Here is a 17,755-nt window from a genome sequence, read left to right as displayed (position 1 = left end):
ATGCTATTTGGCATAATATTGTTTATGAAAAAGCATGCCGGTATCCGGCGTTTGCGACTCGATCAGTTCGGTAAGCAACCTCCTGAGTATGATTTCCCGCGCCCATTGCTGCTCGGCCAGCGAAGCATCGTCGCGGTACCACACTATGGGGGCGTTAATTTCGATCCGTGTTTTATACACGTAATTTTTTGCATGGTGCATCCTGGAGCCATCGTAGCTGTTCAGGCCCTCTTCTTTAATAAGCCTGGCGAATTGTTTCACCGGTATATCCACCTGCAGGCATTCATCAAGCGTGTTTTTAAAATCCTGTTTGTCTTCCAGCCAGAGGGTTAATGCATCCCCGGTTAAATCGTGGTCGGCAATGGTGATGCGGCTGTAATCATAATCAACAGATATGATCAGCCACCATAATTTGTCTTTTAGTTTTTGTGAAATCTTTATCATAATAGTTAGCTCCCCGGCCCCCTAAAGGGGGAGCATTTGATTTATAAATAGCCGTATAGGGATAAGGCGTTTTTTTTACAACTCCCGGGCCGGCGAGCCTGGCAGCCATCCCGGCAGGTATTTCTGTATGGCGGCAATTTCGCGCCGGTATTTTTCGCAGGTTTGCTGGTAGGCCTGGTAGCGTAGCAGCCGTTCATTATCCGGTTGGGTTTGATTACCGGTTTGGGGGTGATGATTAGCCTGGTTAATGGCGGAGTAAGCGAGGTGCATGTTTGTTGGGTAAGTAAAGTGCGACAAGTTGGATGGTGTATAGTTTCACGTGAGTTCGATATAAGGGTAGAAACCCTTAAGCGCTGTTCTGGCTTCACCTAATCCTCTCCAAGGAGAGGACTTAAACTGCACAGGCGTTTAGAACCCTCTCCCTGGAGAGGGCAGGGTGAGGCGACCAGGAAGTTTGTGGGAAGAAACCGCTTATTTTAATTATACCGAACTCACGTTAGTTTAATAGTTTTTGAACTGTTTAGCTGTACTAATATGTTTCGTTTCTCTTCCCTTCAGGGACCGGCAGCCTGGCTTTTCTCTGTATATTCTTTATTCATGGCTTGGTTTTTAATTTATTTCTGAATACCTTAGTGCGATATTATGGTACAAACATAAAGATATTTCTTTAATAAAACAAAGAAAAATCTGTAATTTTATTTATTTGTATGGAAGAGCAGCAAAAGCCAAATAAGATAAAGCTGGTAAGGCCTGAAACACTGGAGTTTATAATACTATATAACCAGCTTCGCGGCCGGGCATTTAATGGGAATGCCGAGCTTGCAGAGGTGCTTGGGTTTAATTCTCCGAGTTCGATAACCGAAATAATCAAGAGCCGGCAGAATATTGATCCGGAAAAATTGAGAATTTTTAAAGAAAAATACGCTGAGTTTATCACCACAAAGAAAAGTCCGGCAGTTTCTGAACTAACCGGCCCGGCGAGGCTGTTTGAAGGGATACCTATGTACGAGATCACGGCCACCGCATCAGGGGTTGAGGTTTACAATGATATCAACGATTCGCACCCGGTGGGGCACATGAATTTTCCCGGTATTGAGGAATGCGACTTTGCACTGCCTGTTTGGGGGCACTCGATGTATCCTTACCTGGAGAACGGATGCTGGGTAGCGCTGAAGATAATCCGCGATATGAAAATATTACCCGGCGAGGTATATTATATAGAGTGGGGCGACTACCGCATGTATAAACGACTGCTTGCCGGCGATAACGAAGATGAAGTGATAGCACATTCAGACAATGTTACTGAAATGATTGGTAACCGCCTTAAGTATGCGCCGTTTGTGATTAAGATATCGGAGATAAAGAAGCTATGCCTGGTAAAAGATATTCATAAGAAGCATAATCATTAAAGTTGGTGAGAAAACCGCGAAGCCGGGAAGAGGGCCATGTGTAGGCCTGTAATTGTGCCTTAGCTATCTTATGATAAAAGAACGTTATTTATTAACGGGATTTTACAATTAGGCCGATAATTTATATTATTGATAAACTAATAACTGTTAACCGATAATATGAAATACTACATTGAAGCCTGGAGCGCCAAACAGGCATGGCATGACCTTAGCCAGGAGGACCGCGGGGCCTATATGGCTCAACTGGGACCGGCGATTCAGCAAATGGCTGAGCAGGGGGTTGAAATAATAAGCTGGGGCCTGAATGATAAGGACACAGATAACCGGCTTGACTTTGATTTTTTTGCCATCTGGAAGTTTCCTTCCGATGAAATGGCCAAAACGTTTGAAGGTTTGGTTAACGGCGCCGGCTGGTACAATTATTTTGAACAACATAATATTAAGGGCGACCAGGCGGGACCGCAGGAAGTTATCGCCCGTATGATAGGGTTGTAGGATAGGTTAGCGAGGTTGGTTATCTAATACCTGCCAGAGTTTACGCACTTGCCGGATTCAAAATACAGTTCATTCCCGAAATCTATACCGTCATAATGATCAGTTTAGTAATATTTTTAGAATGATGCCTGTAATGCTGCAGCTGTTCCGGGCGTTGCCGCCGGTAGCTTAAATATCAGCCCGTTAATTATGGAACATGTATAAAAGCTGTATAACCCCGATATCACTATGGCAGCTGTAACCATTAACGCTGTAATCGCTCAGCTGGAAAACATCATTTCCGAAAGCATTAAAACCAACGACCGCATGGGGTATTTTGCCGCCTTATATTATAAGGTAACTGCGGCCGTGCGCGATGGTATTGCCAAAGGGCAGTTTCAAAACGGCGCCCGGATGGAGCAGTTTGATGTTACCTTTGCTAACCGTTACCTGGATGCGCTGGCTGCATGGAAAAGTAACCGGCCGCTGTCAGATTCGTGGCGTGTTGCGTTTGAGGCAACCAAAAAGTCATCAGCCCTTGTGTTGCAGCAGTTATTACTGGGCATGAATGCCCATATCAATCTCGACCTGGGAATTGCTGCTGCCGAAGTGTCAGGCGGGCAAATGGATGATGTACAGGCAGACTTTGATGCGATCAATACCATCATTTCGGCATTAACATACCAGGTGGTTAACGATATTGACCGCATGTCGCCTTTGTTATCATTATTGGGTTTGCATTATAATAATCAAACATCTATATTAATTCAATTCAGTATTGATAATGCACGTGATGGCGCCTGGTGCTTTGCAGAGGACCTGATAAAAAAGCAAGGCACAGATTATACCACCTGCATAACCCAGCGCGACCAAACCATTACCAAACTTGCCGGCGGATTGATAAATATGCAGGGCTTTATGCGGTTTACGGTTTGGCTCATTCATTTATTTGAATGGAAAAATCCAGCCAGAATTATAAAAGCTTTGCATGAGAGTAGTAAGGCGAAGATTGTGGTGGGGACAGGAAGTTAGGCAGGGATAACATTAGACATATAAAAAATAATTTTCATGGACGCCTCACCTAATTCTAAAAGCGCCTCAGGTAACAGACTTGGTTTAGGCGTTTTTATTTTAATCGGTTGGCACGTAGTGTCGTTGCCATTTATAATATGGGCATTGGTTACAGGACCCGGTGGCATGATCTGTGGTCCCAGCGACCAATTTATGGTGTTGATAGTAGCTGGATTTATAGATTTTTTACTGCTGCTTTTTAGCCTTATAATTGCGGTTTCGAAACAGAAATTGTTTTATCTCCCATTGCTGATAAACCTCGCGACACTGGCAATAATTATGTTGGTTATAGTTTTAAAGAGTTTATTTTAACAAGGCCGGTAAAATCCCAAAATAGCTATTTTTGCCCCATGCACATCCGTCCCGCCACCCTTTCCGATATCCCCGCCATAATGAAGCTGATTGCCGAAGTTGTTCCGTTGATGCGGGCCTCGGGCAATATGCAATGGGATGATAATTATCCGAACCCGGAAGTGTTCGCAAAAGATATTGAACAAAATCAGCTTTGGGTTGCCGAAATCGACGATGATATTGCAGGCGTGAGCGCCATTACTACCGACCAGGAGCCTGAATATGCCGAAGTTGGCTGGGATATAAACGAACCGGCGATAGTAACCCACAGATTGGCCGTTAGTCCGCGCTACCAGGGCAGGGGGGTGGCTGCTGCTTTGATGCGCCAGGCAGAAGAAGTTGCTACAGACCGCGGCATAAACAGGCTGCTGGTTGATACCAATACCCAGAACCAGGCCACCCAAAAACTCTTCCCCAAACTGGGCTACAAATATGCCGGGGAAATAGGACTGGGGTTCAGGCCGGGGATGCGTTTTCTCTGTTATGAGAAAATTGTTCCTCATAGTTAAAACTTTCCTCAAAATATCTTCCTGCTTATAACAGCAATTTTATAGCAAAAACCGCTTTTCCGGCAAATTCTGGCCGCTTTTTTGTGTCTGGTATGCCGGGAAATACATATTGCGGCCAGTCCGTAAAAATTATTTCTCAGAAAACGTAACCAGTTAATGGTCACTATCGTAAAAATACGCCAAACGACAATATTTGATTGGCTTACTGATTAAAACTTAAAACGATGGACGTATTTTTCTTCTTTCTGATTGCTGGTGTAAGCATTATAGTAATGATTTTAAAATTCGATAAAAAACAGACCATTAAGGTTAACGCTGTTTTGAGAGAAAGCCGCAGCATTCCGCCAATGTTCCTGTTAAAATCAACAGAGCAAAAAATAGCGTCGTTAAAGGCCGCCTTGCGTTATGATGATGTGCCGGTAAATATGGCCGCAGCATCAACAATGGCAAATCTGTATAACAATAAAAACGAAAGCTTAAGACTGTCAAAAGTACAGGAGCTTAAAGTTCTTTCGGCAAAATATAACAACGGGCAAATATCCATCGAGGCTTATAATGCAAGACTTGATGAGCTGCTCGACCTTGTGCATCAGCACAGCGGAGATTTCGTACTGGCGTCTTGATTTTAGTGATTGGTTGGGGTTAGGTTAATTTTAGTTTTTATGGGCAGTGCCGCAGGTTTAAGCAACTTGCGGCATTTTGTTTTTACAGCCTGAAGCAGCAACTACGATAATCAGCCGCATTAGCAGTAGAATTAGCGGGCTACGGGATGCAGGTATTCAGGCCCGGTTGATATGCACGGCTGCTGCCACTTTCTGCTGCTGCTATTTTGCAACCATTGCCACATCCGGAGCCTTTTTAACTTAGTTCTTGACAATCCCGCTACTTTGTTTATTATTGCAATCGTAATGTCTGACGAAGCAATAGTAAAACGGCTTAAAGTTATAGTAAAGGAGCATGGCGGGCAGCTTGCCCTTGCCGGCGCTATAGGTGTAGACCAGGGGTTCATCAGTAAGGTGATCAACAAAAAGCAGGACGTTAGTTATTATCTGATCCGTAAACTTTGCTTCCAGCTGAAATACTCCCCCGAGTGGCTTATCCTGGGTACCGGAGAAAAGAAAATCGACAAGCCCGAATCTGCTAAGCTGATCACGGAAATACAAATGATGCGTACCGAGCTGGATATTCTTCACGCCCGAATGCGTGCCTACGAAATGGAACTGAAAGAGCTAAAGGAAAGCCTTTTAGTTGCCGAACAAAAAGCGGGCTAAAGTAAATTACCCTTATTCTGTTACAAAATCTGAATAAAATTACCCTTATTTTGTTACAAAGCTTCGATCAATTACCCTTATTCTGTTACAAAATCTGGATAAATTTACCCTTATTCTGTTACAAAACTTCGATAAATTTACCCTTATTTTGTTACTAGCTCATCTGAGATAGGTCAACTATAGGTTCCTATTACCTCGTCTCGCAAACCGAAAAATATATTAAATGGCTCGAAGGGCAGTCTTGGGCCTGATAGTAGTCCGCCCCGGCCGACCGGCCTTTGGATAGAAATAGCGCAATTGTCGTAACAATTTTGTCCCTTTTTAGTTTCTCTCCGCCTTTTTAAGTTTTAGGCTAAAAACCCTCAAAATAGGCCAAAAAAGCGCTAATGTTCGCCTAATGTTAAGCGCTTATTAATGCTTTTAGCCACAATGTTAAGTTAATGTTATTGATTTTCGTTAAAGGAAATGTTAATGTAATATACTTATAATCAGCGTTTTAATACTTCATGTCTTCTTTAAAAACGCTAAATTATACTCCGTTTTGCCGCTTTTGGGGTTAAGTTAACATTTAAATAATATCATCAAAGATTAATAGTCTGTTAACATTAAGATAATGCTGCTGCCCCACTTTTGAGGCAAAATTTATTTAATCCTTAATTGAGTATGAAAACAATGTTTACCCGACTTTTTAGTATGACCTTGCTTTTGGCAGTAACTGTTGCAGGTTATACTGCGAAGGCACAAACAAACTCCACAGTTTTAGCCGCTGTTCCTGCTGCAAAAACTGAAACCAAAGCAGATTCAAAAACAGACGCTGCTACTACTACCCCCGAAGTAAAAAAAGCTACCAAAGCTGCTGAAGATACCTCATGGAAACCACAAAGAAGATTATGGGGCTATGCTTTCGGTGATTTGTATTACAATGCCCATGCAGACAAAGGTAACCGCGGCGGCGAGCAAATGTATAATGGCGTTCCTCAGTACCGTAACGCTTTCCAGTTCCGTCGTTTGTACTTAGGTTACGACTATGATATAACCAAGAAATTCAAAGTAGAAGTGTTGTTAGCTTCTGAGCCTAATGCTAACACCGGTGTAAACGGTTCAACTTCAATTCAGAACGGTGATAACCTTGTTGATAACAAAATGGCCTTCTGGATCAAGAACTTTAACCTGCGTGTAAGAGACCTTTGGAATGGTACTGACCTGGTGATCGGTGAAATGGGTACTCCCGGTTTTGCGCTGAATGAGCCTGGAACTAATGGTCCTAACTCATTGTCAGAGTCGACCTGGGGCTACCGTTCAATCGAGAAAACCATCACCGATGTTCACAAGAACAACTCTTATGACTTAGGTGCTGCGTTGCAAGGTACTTTTGACCCTGCTACCAAAAACTTCGGTTACGTTTTTATGGTTGGTAACAACAGCCAGGCTGGTTTATTATCAGCATCAAACCCCAACACTGGTTTTTACAAAATTTTCTACGGAGACCTTTGGGGTAAATTCCTGAACAAAAAATTATATGTTGACTTGTATGCGGATTATGCACGTACTGCGCCTGCAACAGCAGCAATCCCCGGCCAGGAGCACAACATGTTCAAGATATTTGCCGCCTATCAAACCAAGCCGATCAGTGTTGGTGTAGAAGCTTATACACAAAAGTTTGGTTATGGCGTAAGCAAGGCGGGCGTAGCTGAAGATGCAACCGCACAAGGCTTGTCACTATGGGTTCGTGGCGCTATCACTAACACCCTGAACTACTTTGCCCGTTTTGATGCTTACCAGCCTGATACCAAGTTTGATCCAACGGCTTCTTACACTACCAATACCAACTATGGCGCATACAACCCTACTGTTAAAGAGAACTTCTACACTTTCGGTTTAGATTATCAGCCGGTTAAAAACATTCACTTCGAGCCAAACATCTGGTTAGTTGATTACAAAGACAACAGAAACGCTACCACCGGCGGTTATGTAGCTCCTGACCACAACCTGGTTGCAAGGTTCACAGTTTATTACGTTTTCGGTAAATAATAACAACGGAACTAAAACTCAAAACATACATACAAACAAAATGAAAGTAATTAAAAGTTTAAAGATAGCTGCAGTAGCCCTTGCTGCAAGCGCAGTAACTCTGTCAGCTTCGGCGCAGGACAACACCCTACTAGGTGCAGGCAGTACCTTTGTGTACCCGCTGTTCTCGAAGATTTTTGCTGAGTATGGTGCAAAAACAAAAGTGCAGGTAAACTACCAGTCTATCGGTTCAGGCGGCGGTATCCTGCAGCTTACCAACAAGACTGTTGACTTTGGAGATTCTGATGCTCCGCTGAATGATGAGCAAGCTAAAAAAATGGGCGCACCGGTTTTGCATATCCCAATGACATCGGGCGCTACTGTAATTACTTATAATATTCCGGGTATTACCAAACCGCTGAACTTTAACGGTAAAATTATTGCCGACATTTATCTTGGAAAGATCACAAACTGGAATAACGCTGAAATTAAAAGCCTTAACAGAGGTGTGAACCTGCCTGATCTTCCGATAGTTGTTATTCACCGGTCGGACGGCAGCGGTACCACTTTTATCTTTACTGATTACTTATCAAAAGTTAGTCCGGAGTGGGCTTCAAAAGTTGGTAAAGCTACTGCTGTTAACTGGCCTGCAGGTTTAGGTGGTAAGGGAAGCGAAGGCGTTGCCGGCTTAGTTAAGCAAACCCCGGGTGGCTTTGGCTATGTAGAGTTGGCTTACGCAGTTCAAAACAAGATGGCTTATGGTAATGTACAGAACAAAAAAGGTAAATTAATTACGCCTACTATAAGCTCTACCTCTGCTGCAAGCAATGTAGAATTGCCTGCCGACTCAAAGGTTTCGTTAACCGATACTGATAATCCGCAGGGTTACCCGATAAGCGGCTTTACCTGGGCTTTAATATACAAAGAGCAGAAATATAACGGCCGCAGCGCCGGAAAAGCTAAAGAGGTTTTGAAATTATTATGGTACAACGTTCACGAGGGCCAGAAAAATTGCGCACCTTTAAACTACGCGCCGCTTTCAAAATCAGCCTTAAAAGTTGCCGAAAACATATTGAAATCTGCAACTTATGATGGCAAGCCAATTCTGTAAGCTGAAAGACTAAAGCTGAAAGCTAAAAGAAATAAAAGCAGGAAGTTAAAAGCACGGAGCCATAACAAGCTTTACGCTTTTAGCTTTCTGCTTTCCGCTCAAATAACGATTGATAATGAAGAATAAACGATTAGACCTTTCGTACAGCCAGATGAAATGGGAAACCATGTTCAGAAAGCTATTGATTTTTATGGCCGCTCTTTTGGTTCTGGTCATAATCGGTATTTTAATAACGTTAATAATAGAGTCTGTTCCTTCCATCAAAGCATTAGGTATTAAATTTTTATGGAGCAAGACATGGGACCCGGTTCAAAATATTTATGGCGCGCTGCCTTTTTTAATAGGCACGCTGCTTACCTCATTCATTGCGCTCATCCTGTCCCTGCCTTTCTCCTATTCTGTATCTATTTATCTTGGTGAATACAACCCTAAAGGATGGTTATCGAACCTGCTTAAAAATACTATCGAACTGATAGCGGCGGTCCCATCAATCATATACGGTTTCTGGGGCTTATTCGTGCTGGTACCGGTTATCCGGGCAATCGAAATGAAGATCGGCGTGGCCCCATACGGCATTGGTATAACTACCGCTTCGCTGGTTTTGGCTGTTATGATCATACCTTATGCAGCATCGTTGGGTATTACTTTGATCCGCATGGTGCCGGCATCATTAAAAGAAGGGGCGTATGCATTAGGTGCAACCCGTTTCGAGGTTATCCGCAGCGTAATTTTGCCTTATACCCGTACGGGTTTATTTGCCGGTGTGCTGTTGTCGTTAGGCCGTGCGCTTGGCGAAACTATGGCTGTAACGATGCTGATCGGTAACACCACTTCTATAGCCGGTACTTTTAAAGATCTTTTATTCGGGCCGGGCAATACCATGGCATCCGTAATCGCGAATGAATTTACCGAGGCCGATCATACCGAATATCTTTCGGCGTTGGTAGAGCTGGGCCTGGTGCTTTTCTTCGTTACCGTTATCATTAACCTTATTGGCAAAAGAATAATCACCCGTTTTACACAACACTAAACACATGGAAGCACGTTTAAAAATAAGAAACACCAAAAGTTTGTTGTTTAAGGGGCTGATAGTTTTCCTGGCCTTCCTGATCACTATTCCATTGATAGTTGTATTGCTATATATAATTAAACAGGGTGTAATGCAGGTAAACTGGCACTTTTTAACGCATGTGCCTGCGCCGGTAGGCGAACCTGGCGGCGGTATAGCCAATGCGCTTGTAGGCAGTATACTGATGGTTGCAGTTGCCACAATAATTGCCATCCCGGTAGGAATACTGAGCGGCATTTACCTGAGCGAAAACCCGTCAACCAAACTGGCTTACTACAGCGGCTTATGCGTTGATATTTTACAGGGAGTGCCTTCGATTGTTATCGGCATCGTAGTTTACCTTTGGATAGTGAAGCCTGCCGGCACTTTCAGCGCTATTTCGGGTAGTGTGGCTTTGGCCATCATGATGCTCCCGATAGTCATACGCTCGACTGAACAAACACTGAGGTTATTGCCTCCATCGTTAAAAGAAGCTGCTTTATCACTGGGCGTACCGTACCATCGCGTAATTATCAAGGTAATTGTGCCGTGTGGTTTTTCGGGTATATTGTCTGGTATTATGTTGTCGGTGGCGCGTATCATTGGTGAAACGGCTCCGTTGCTGTTTACAGCGCTGGGTAATTCGTTTTTATCCTACTCGATGAAAAAGCCGATGGAGAGCTTGCCTCACCTGATCTATACTTATGCCACCAGCCCTTATGATGATTGGCACAACCTGGCGTGGGGCGCATCATTTATATTATTAATGTTTGTTTTAATATTAAACATAGTTACAAAACTGATTACAAGAAAATGGAACATACAGTTATAAGCTCATCTAAATTTAACGCCTGGTTTGGCGATAATCACGTGGTAAAGGATGTATCCATTGCCATCGAGAAAAACCAGGTGATTGCGGTTATGGGGCCGTCGGGTTGCGGTAAAACAACCTTTTTACGTTGTATAAACCGCATGCACGAGCTTATACCCGGGGCTACCGCAAAGGGCTCGTTAAAGCTTTATGACGACGAGATATACCAGATGAACCCCATATACGTAAGGTATAAAATTGGTATGGTTTTCCAGCGGCCCAACCCGTTCCCGAATCTGAGCATATATGATAACGTTATTGCCGGTTACAAGCTGAACGGCCTTAAAATGCCGAAGGCGGATTTTGATAACATCGTTGAAAAATCATTAACTTCAGCTGCGTTGTGGAAAGAGGTAAAAGATTCACTGCATAAAAAAGGTACGTTTCTTTCGGGCGGGCAGCAGCAGCGCTTGTGCATTGCCAGAGCAATTGCCATGGAGCCTGAGGTGATTTTGTTTGACGAGCCAACTTCGGCGCTCGACCCTATTTCCACCTCGAGCGTAGAGCAGTTGTTTCATGAATTGAAGGAGAATTATACGCTGATCATCGTTACCCACAACATGCAGCAGGCTGCCCGCGTAAGCGACAAAACAGCCTTTTTCTACATGGGGGAACTGGTAGAGTTTGATGACACCAAGCAAATGTTTACCGCGCCAAGCGATGTACGCACACAAAATTATATAACAGGAAGATTCAGTTAGGTTGTGGTTGGAAGGGTTGTAAAAGTTGTAAATGTTGAAGTAGTTAAAATACTGCCAACCAATACAACATCTACAACCAATACAACATTTACAACTTCTTACAACAATTATAACTAAAAAGAAATGACACCATTAGAAAACGAAATCACCGCGGTTAAAAAGGAACTGATCAGCATGTGGATATTGGTTCAGTCGCAGCTGAATAAGGCTAAAGAAGCCATGGTTCAGTTTGACAAGGACCTGGCCCGCGAAGTGCTGATAAAAGAAAAACGGGTAAACTCCTTTGAGCTGAAGATAGACAGGGACTGCGAAAACATTTTCGCGCTTTATTGCCCGGTAGCTGTCGACCTGCGGTTTTTGCTTGCGGCGCTTAAGATCAACACCAACCTTGAACGTATCGGCGATATAGCAGCCGGGATTGCTTTATACGTTGTAGAATCGAACGTTCATTTCGACGTGGAAAAGCTGGAAAGTATATCGCTTATCCGCATGTACGAGGAGGCTGTGAATATATTGATAGATACACGCACTGCTTTTGAAAAGGAAGATACCGTGCTGGCCCGCAGCATATTTAAACGTGATGATGTACTGGACGCCATAAATGAAAAAGCGCCTGCAACCGTAGCCGAAGTTATAAAGGCCGATTTGAACGGTATCCCCGAAGCGCTTTATATGCTATCGGTTATCCGTAAACTGGAGCGCGTGGGCGACCAGGCTAAGAACATTGCCGAAGAAATTATTTTTTATGTAGAGGCGAAGATCCTGAAGCACCTGGAAAGCAGCCAGAAAATGATTGAAGGCGAAGAAGAAGATTAATTGATTTCGGATTTCGGACGTTCGGTTTCGCATTTGATTTGAATTTGGAAGCCGGGATTCCGAAATAGAAAAGTATTAATTAGGTTGATTGATTAATAAATGAGGACAAGGCGGGTAGCAATATCCGCCTTTGTTTTTGATTATAAATTAAGAACAAACCTTACCGGAGGCTGTTATTTATATAAAAGAAAATTATGATCACGGCTAAAAATGATGATATGTTAAGCAATAGTGCGGGCGATGATATTTATGACCGCGCAGAACGGCCCGGGCCGGAAAACGGCGAAAGCGCTACCAGCGATGTGCTGCAGGAGGATGACTTACATGAGGTACAGGTAAATGATGACCTGAACGAGCCTGATGCTGAAACTGCAGCGGCGTTCGACAAAAATAACACCAGCACACCCGATGAAGTACAGGGCGAGGGCACCGACCTTGACAGTATGGATGATGGAAGCACCGGCCCGGCCACAGACGACACACCTGAAAGCGAATAATTGACAATTACCCGGGATTGAATGGGGTAGCCCGCAAGACGGGCTACCTGTTATATGGATATTCGTTTATCCAATGAAATCCGCGGCTTATCAGGCGGAATTTTTTCTCATCCATGCGGCGTAATTTAATCGACAGCGAATCTTTAAGATGCGTCCCGCTTAACGTTAAATAGCTCACGGTATCTGCGTGTCCGCCGGAATTTTTGCGTTCTGTTTTTGATATAGCGTAGGTAAATAAATACTTGTGTAAAGTGTCTGTATAAGTATTAGCCGTAGCGGTATGCTTCTTCTGGTCAATATTTAATTGCCAGTATTTAGCAGAATCATTTACAAATTTGATTTCGGCAACGCCCGGGTAGCCAATTATTAACTTATCCCAGCGGATGGTATCTGTTTTTAACGGCTTTATTGTATCGCGGTTAACAACAAACGATTCAACATCATAAATGCCATACAAAGGCGGTTTGGGGGCCTTCTCACCGAATGTTTTTTCGAGGCTTATTGCATTGTTAAAATTCGAAAGCAGTACATAGAGTATCAGCACCCATTTAAATACTGCCAGGGTAACATTTTTCCATTTGGCCTTGAACCGGTGCGGCGAAAGATTGGACGGCTGCGCATCTTTATTCGTGAAGAAGAAATTGACTAAGCGTTTGGTGTCTCTTATTAAAATAAACAGGCACATCAGCACCAGTGCAGTCGCCACAATTTTTACCGGCACATCAAAACAATAGTTTATGGCCATAATATTGCCTGTAACGGCCAGGCCTACCACCGCGCCCAGCGTGGTTGTTTTCCGGTTGAACAGCAGCAGGCCGGTAATCAGTTCGGCAAATCCGGTAAAATAGTTAAAGCCTGTTGAAAAACCCATGTAAGTCCACGCCAGGCCCATTGGCGACATATTGCCCAATGGTTGCAGTAATCGGTGGAGGGACGGGGAGGGAAACTGCAGTTTAATGACCTTGGCTACACCGTATGACACCATATTTATGGCCACATAATACCGGATCACCACGGTAAGCCAGTAAAACATCTTGTTATAATTGCGCGTGTTGCGACCGGTAATACTCCAAATAATCGCACCGAGAGTTGAGAGGAATGCGATGAGCAGGACGACAAGATAATCGTACGTGGTATCGCCGCTGCCATTGGTAAATACCGTAATCGGTTTGGCCAGGTGCAAAATATGGGCAGCAATCCATACGATCAGTTTATGCAGCGGGGCCAGGTAAAAAATGCCTGTTTCTTCGTCAACAAAGGGCAACCCGTTAGGATCAAAAAGTATAAAGAGTGTGAAAAGTAAAAAGCAGAAGCGAAATGCAATTTTTTGCGTGTTCGACCAGTTTACCGGTTCGGTGGCAGCGGCTGTTGTCATAAATTAGTTCAGGGTTTTTAACTCAGGTTTAACCGATCCTAAAATAGATAAAAAGCCGGAATAAAAAACATTTGGCAAACAATGACAAACCGGCTGTAGCAAATTGTAAATCAATCGCGTAAAGGCTTTAATTAACTTTTAATACCTGCTTGTATGAAGAAGAACTTTTTACTCCTGGCAGTATGCCTTTTAATGATGTTTGCGGCGTGTAAAAAGCCAGATGGCATTGCAAATCCTAAGATTAAAATTATCGGTAAATGGAACGTGGTGAGCGACTCATCGCACGTGGGAATGGGAATAAACAATACCCCGGTAAATTATGCAGGCCAGCCCGGCGACTATTTTGATTTTAGAAGTAACGGAATAATTTATACCAGGGAGGGCGATGCTTTGGATACTTTGAATTACACTTTAATATCGGACACCAAAATTGCTATTCCCCAATTCGATGCAATATTAAACGGAGAGGTGCAAACCAGTACGATAAAGAATTTTACCAGCCATAGCCTTTATATTGCGGCGCCCCGCATAATTACGCCGGGCGGCGTTTTTGGAAGGTCGGTAAAGTTGAGCAGGTGAAAACTGATTAATAAATTTGCAATCACAATTTGTGGTGCAAAGTAAAAGGCCAATCCCGGAAGGTTGGCCTTTTACTTTATGAATTGCAAAAACCTTTCAGCTTTCGCTTTTTACCTTTCACCTGCTTATTGCTGCTGCCGTTGTAAAATCGGAGCAAATTTGTTGGTGTAATCTTTTAGCTCATCCGACAGCTTTTTGCTCAGGGCCGCCTGGTGACCATCGGCTGTAATACCAACCATTGCATTGATAAAGGAAACACCATACTGTACCGTGCGCACATCCAGGTTGTTGTTGTTATCCTTTAATAAATTGTAGTTATAATCAAGCTGGTCTTTCAGGTAATCATTTACATTATTCATTAGTTTGTTACCTAACACATTGTCGCTCAGGTTGTAAGCTGTCTGGGCCATAAATATCTTGCGGTTAGCAACCTCTATTCCCGGCATAATGTCGGGCATTACCTGGTCAAACTTGTGCAGCGCTTTAAGTGCCAGGTCAGGATGACCGTCTTTAACCAAACCGTCGGCCAGATCAAGGAACGTAGTAACCATTACCGGGTAGAACATGGTGGTAGATTCATGGTCTAAATACTTAGCCGTTTTAAAGTTGCCATATTTAAACTTATTCATCATGTTATCATACATCACCAGGCTGTTTATTTTGCCCAATTGATCGTGTGTGGTAGTATCCGGCTTAAATGGTATCAGGTGATAAGTGAAACCTTCCTTATACAAATAGGGTTGTAAACCGATCAGGTTTTCGTTGCCAATGGTGGTGGTAAAGCAGATTGGCCGCTTCCAATTGTTATGGGCAAGGATATCGAACATGGCCAGGTTTTCCTTGGTTACATAGTTCGAGGTGTATTTCCACTCCATAGCGGTAGCGAGTTTGTCTTTCTGCTCCGGGGTAATTACGTGGTTTTTTAAAACATCATCAGGATTGATGGTGATTTTGAGATTTTTGGTTGGAAGATAATTTCCCCAGTCGCCGCTCTGGTACTGCACCTGCGTAGCTTTATCATCCGAAGTAATAAAGTCGAACACGTCCTTAATTTCAGTATAGCCGGGCAATTTCTTATCATCAAAATAAATTACATCGCGTACGCCTTCTTTATATTTATCGTAAGGCATCGTGATCGGCAATGGCGCCGAATCATTCATTTTTCCCTGCATCTGGCGGATATACCAGTCGCCGGTAAATAAGCTCAGGTTAACTATACGCACATCCGGACGTATGCCTTCAACCTCCTGGTCGTACCATAGTGAGTAAGTATCATTATCACCATAGGTAAACAAAATAGCATTTGGCGGGCACGATATAAGATAGTTATAAGCCATATCGTGCGGCGTCATTTTGGTTGAGCGATCGTGTGACGGCCATTCCTGTTTTGCCATTACAACAGGGGCTGCCAGGAGACAAACAACGGTAGCCAACAAAGCTGAAGTTTTGGCATTTAGTTTTGTCCTCAGCATTTCGGCTATGGCAATTACCCCCAGGCCTATCCAAATGGCAAAGGCGTAGAACGAGCCGACGTATGAATAATCACGCTCACGGGGCTGTATGCTCGGTTGATTTACATACAGCACGATTGCGACGCCCGTAAAAATAAACAGCAGCAGTACAACCAATGCATCGCGCCTTTTGCGCTGGAAGTGGTAAACAACACCCAATATGCCAATGATGAGCGGCAGGGCATACAGCGGGGTGTAGGTTACGCTTTGGGTAACAGACTTAGGCAGGTGTTTGCCGCCATCTAATATGCCGCTGGTCCAGTTTCCGTCAATGCCGGTCATGCTTTGCTGGCCATCCAAATCGTTATAACGGCCTACAAAGTTCCACATAAAGTAACGCACATACATCTGGTAAACCTGCCAGCTGAAGAACCATTTCAGGTTGTCGGTCATGGTAGGGGCGGCGTTATCGTCCATTTGCAGCCACTGACGATAGAACTGCGGGTCCTGGCCGTCGCTGCTGTACATACGCGGGAAAATGGTATTATGGTCGTATACGTAATTCTGTTTTTTACCGGCGTTTTCGTATTTGGTTTTGCCTTTACGGTAAAGGGTAGCGCCTTCTGTTTGATCTATGATTTTAGCATCAAAGTACTGACCATATAACAGCGGGTTTTCGCCATATTGTATACGGTTCAGGTAGCCATACATTACAAAGGCATTATCCGGGTGCGAGTTGTCGAGGTTGGTACCTGCAGAAGCACGGATTGGAATATACGCAAATGAGCCGTAGCCAAAATAAACAAATGCGGTGCACAAAAAGGCCAGGTTCATTAATGGCTTCTTTTTGCGGGTGCTGTAAATTATACCGCCAACCAATACAGCGGCAATGATCAGGAACCAGAAAAGGGCGCCGCTCCAGAAACCGAGACCCAGGCTGTTTACAAAAAATAAATCGAAATAGGCGGCTATTTTAATTGTATAGCCCCTTATACCGTATTGTACAAAAATCAAGATCAGCACGCCGATTAAAAATGTGCCGATGACGCCGCCAAGGTTGATATTTTTACCCCTGCGGAAATAATAAACCATTGCAATTGCAGGGATGGTTAACAGGTTGAGCAGGTGGATGCCTATAGACAAACCGATAACATAGGCTATAAAAACAAGCCATTTATCCGCGCCAGGTTCATCGGCATGAGCGTCCCATTTCAATATTGCCCAGAAAACAACGGCCGTACATAGCATCGAGATAGCAAATACGATGGTTTCAACCGCCGAAAACCAGAATGTGTCGGTATAGGTAAAGGCTAAAGCGCCCACCAGGCCGGCGCCCATGATCAGCAGGGTGCGGTTTTTATTTTCTTCCTGAGTTTGTTTTTCAGGCAGCAGTTTTTTAGCGATGGCGGTTATGCTCCAGAACAGGAACATAATAGTGGCGCCGCTGGCCAGCGCCGAACCCATGTTGGTAAAATAAGGCACCTTAGCATTGTTACCGAACGATAAAAGCGAAAACATTTTACCGAGCATGGCAAACATTGGATAACCTGGCTGGTGCGCTACCTGTAAGCGGTAGGCACAGGATATAAACTCGCCGCAATCCCAAAAGCTAACAGACGGCTCGAGGGTTAAAATGTAAGTAAGAGATGCGATGACAAAGCAAAGCCAGCCTAAAAGATTGTTTATTTTATTGTATTGCATGGATTACAACTAATGGTTTATTGCAGGGTAAATATCAGGATTTTTAACACTTTTTTTACTAAATAA

At 43.7% G+C, this 17,755-nt stretch carries 18 protein-coding genes; 14 read left to right on the top strand and 4 right to left on the bottom strand.

Annotated elements, in window-relative coordinates:
• Positions 1 to 3 precede the first annotated feature (3 nt).
• On the bottom strand, positions 4 to 444 hold the full coding sequence (locus Q3W13_RS21955) for a hypothetical protein (RefSeq protein ID WP_302867609.1): 441 nt from the start codon (positions 442 to 444) through the stop codon (positions 4 to 6).
• 75 nt (positions 445 to 519) lie between these two features.
• Positions 520 to 714, bottom strand: coding sequence for a hypothetical protein (locus Q3W13_RS21950; protein ID WP_302867608.1), 195 nt, complete (start codon positions 712 to 714; stop codon positions 520 to 522).
• Positions 715 to 1,151: 437 nt separating this feature from the next.
• Here Q3W13_RS21950 and Q3W13_RS21945 point away from each other — a divergent pair, with 437 nt between their 5' ends.
• The 13 genes from Q3W13_RS21945 (at position 1,152) to Q3W13_RS21885 (ending at position 12,583) form a co-directional block, all read left to right on the top strand.
• Positions 1,152 to 1,853 carry a S24 family peptidase gene (locus Q3W13_RS21945; protein ID WP_302867606.1) on the top strand — a complete coding sequence of 234 codons (702 nt, stop codon included), beginning with the start codon at positions 1,152 to 1,154 and terminating at the stop codon, positions 1,851 to 1,853.
• 159 nt (positions 1,854 to 2,012) lie between these two features.
• Positions 2,013 to 2,348 (top strand): DUF6616 family protein, encoded by a 336-nt coding sequence (locus Q3W13_RS21940; RefSeq protein WP_302867604.1) that lies wholly within the window; start codon positions 2,013 to 2,015, stop codon positions 2,346 to 2,348.
• Between the two features lie 228 nt (positions 2,349 to 2,576).
• On the top strand, positions 2,577 to 3,359 hold the full coding sequence (locus Q3W13_RS21935) for a DUF5995 family protein (RefSeq protein WP_302867601.1): 783 nt from the start codon (positions 2,577 to 2,579) through the stop codon (positions 3,357 to 3,359).
• Positions 3,360 to 3,748: 389 nt separating this feature from the next.
• The gene (locus Q3W13_RS21930; RefSeq protein WP_302867599.1) at positions 3,749 to 4,258 is read left to right on the top strand and encodes a GNAT family N-acetyltransferase; all 510 of its coding nucleotides are present in this window, start codon (positions 3,749 to 3,751) and stop codon (positions 4,256 to 4,258) included.
• Between the two features lie 224 nt (positions 4,259 to 4,482).
• The gene (locus Q3W13_RS21925) at positions 4,483 to 4,881 is read left to right on the top strand and encodes a hypothetical protein (protein WP_302867597.1); all 399 of its coding nucleotides are present in this window, start codon (positions 4,483 to 4,485) and stop codon (positions 4,879 to 4,881) included.
• A gap of 285 nt (positions 4,882 to 5,166) precedes the next feature.
• Positions 5,167 to 5,529 carry a hypothetical protein gene (locus Q3W13_RS21920; protein WP_302867595.1) on the top strand — a complete coding sequence of 121 codons (363 nt, stop codon included), beginning with the start codon at positions 5,167 to 5,169 and terminating at the stop codon, positions 5,527 to 5,529.
• 693 nt (positions 5,530 to 6,222) lie between these two features.
• Complete coding sequence (locus Q3W13_RS21915; protein WP_302867593.1) at positions 6,223 to 7,560, top strand: hypothetical protein; 1,338 nt, start codon at positions 6,223 to 6,225, stop codon at positions 7,558 to 7,560.
• A 40-nt stretch (positions 7,561 to 7,600) separates the two neighbouring features.
• Positions 7,601 to 8,650, top strand: coding sequence for a phosphate ABC transporter substrate-binding protein PstS (gene pstS, locus Q3W13_RS21910; protein WP_302867591.1), 1,050 nt, complete (start codon positions 7,601 to 7,603; stop codon positions 8,648 to 8,650).
• A 115-nt stretch (positions 8,651 to 8,765) separates the two neighbouring features.
• Positions 8,766 to 9,680 (top strand): phosphate ABC transporter permease subunit PstC, encoded by a 915-nt coding sequence (gene pstC / locus Q3W13_RS21905; RefSeq protein WP_302867589.1) that lies wholly within the window; start codon positions 8,766 to 8,768, stop codon positions 9,678 to 9,680.
• A gap of 4 nt (positions 9,681 to 9,684) precedes the next feature.
• Positions 9,685 to 10,530, top strand: a complete 846-nt coding sequence (gene pstA / locus Q3W13_RS21900; RefSeq protein WP_302867585.1) for a phosphate ABC transporter permease PstA — start codon at positions 9,685 to 9,687, stop codon at positions 10,528 to 10,530.
• Positions 10,512 to 11,270, top strand: a complete 759-nt coding sequence (gene pstB / locus Q3W13_RS21895) for a phosphate ABC transporter ATP-binding protein PstB (protein ID WP_302867583.1) — start codon at positions 10,512 to 10,514, stop codon at positions 11,268 to 11,270. The genes pstA and pstB overlap by 19 nt, the downstream gene beginning before the upstream one ends.
• A 123-nt stretch (positions 11,271 to 11,393) precedes the next feature.
• Complete coding sequence (phoU, locus tag Q3W13_RS21890; RefSeq protein WP_302867581.1) at positions 11,394 to 12,086, top strand: phosphate signaling complex protein PhoU; 693 nt, start codon at positions 11,394 to 11,396, stop codon at positions 12,084 to 12,086.
• Between the two features lie 194 nt (positions 12,087 to 12,280).
• Positions 12,281 to 12,583: a hypothetical protein gene (locus tag Q3W13_RS21885; RefSeq protein WP_302867579.1), complete on the top strand. Its 303-nt coding sequence runs from the start codon at positions 12,281 to 12,283 to the stop codon at positions 12,581 to 12,583.
• A gap of 43 nt (positions 12,584 to 12,626) precedes the next feature.
• Here Q3W13_RS21885 and Q3W13_RS21880 read toward each other — a convergent pair whose 3' ends face one another.
• Positions 12,627 to 13,958, bottom strand: coding sequence for a hypothetical protein (locus Q3W13_RS21880; protein WP_302867577.1), 1,332 nt, complete (start codon positions 13,956 to 13,958; stop codon positions 12,627 to 12,629).
• Between the two features lie 153 nt (positions 13,959 to 14,111).
• Here Q3W13_RS21880 and Q3W13_RS21875 point away from each other — a divergent pair, with 153 nt between their 5' ends.
• Complete coding sequence (locus Q3W13_RS21875; RefSeq protein ID WP_302867575.1) at positions 14,112 to 14,537, top strand: hypothetical protein; 426 nt, start codon at positions 14,112 to 14,114, stop codon at positions 14,535 to 14,537.
• A 125-nt stretch (positions 14,538 to 14,662) separates the two neighbouring features.
• On the opposite strand, the gene Q3W13_RS21870 is transcribed toward Q3W13_RS21875, so the two are convergent.
• A complete protein-coding gene (locus tag Q3W13_RS21870) occupies positions 14,663 to 17,689 on the bottom strand; it encodes a DUF2723 domain-containing protein (protein ID WP_302867574.1) in 3,027 nt (1,008 codons plus the stop codon).
• Between the last annotated feature and the right edge of the window lie 66 nt (positions 17,690 to 17,755).

The sequence above is a fragment of the Mucilaginibacter sp. L3T2-6 genome (assembly GCF_030519355.1).
Taxonomy (GTDB): Bacteria; Bacteroidota; Bacteroidia; order Sphingobacteriales; family Sphingobacteriaceae; genus Mucilaginibacter.
Note: the sequence above shows the minus strand (reverse complement) of the source record. Positions and strands in the feature narration are given on the sequence as shown.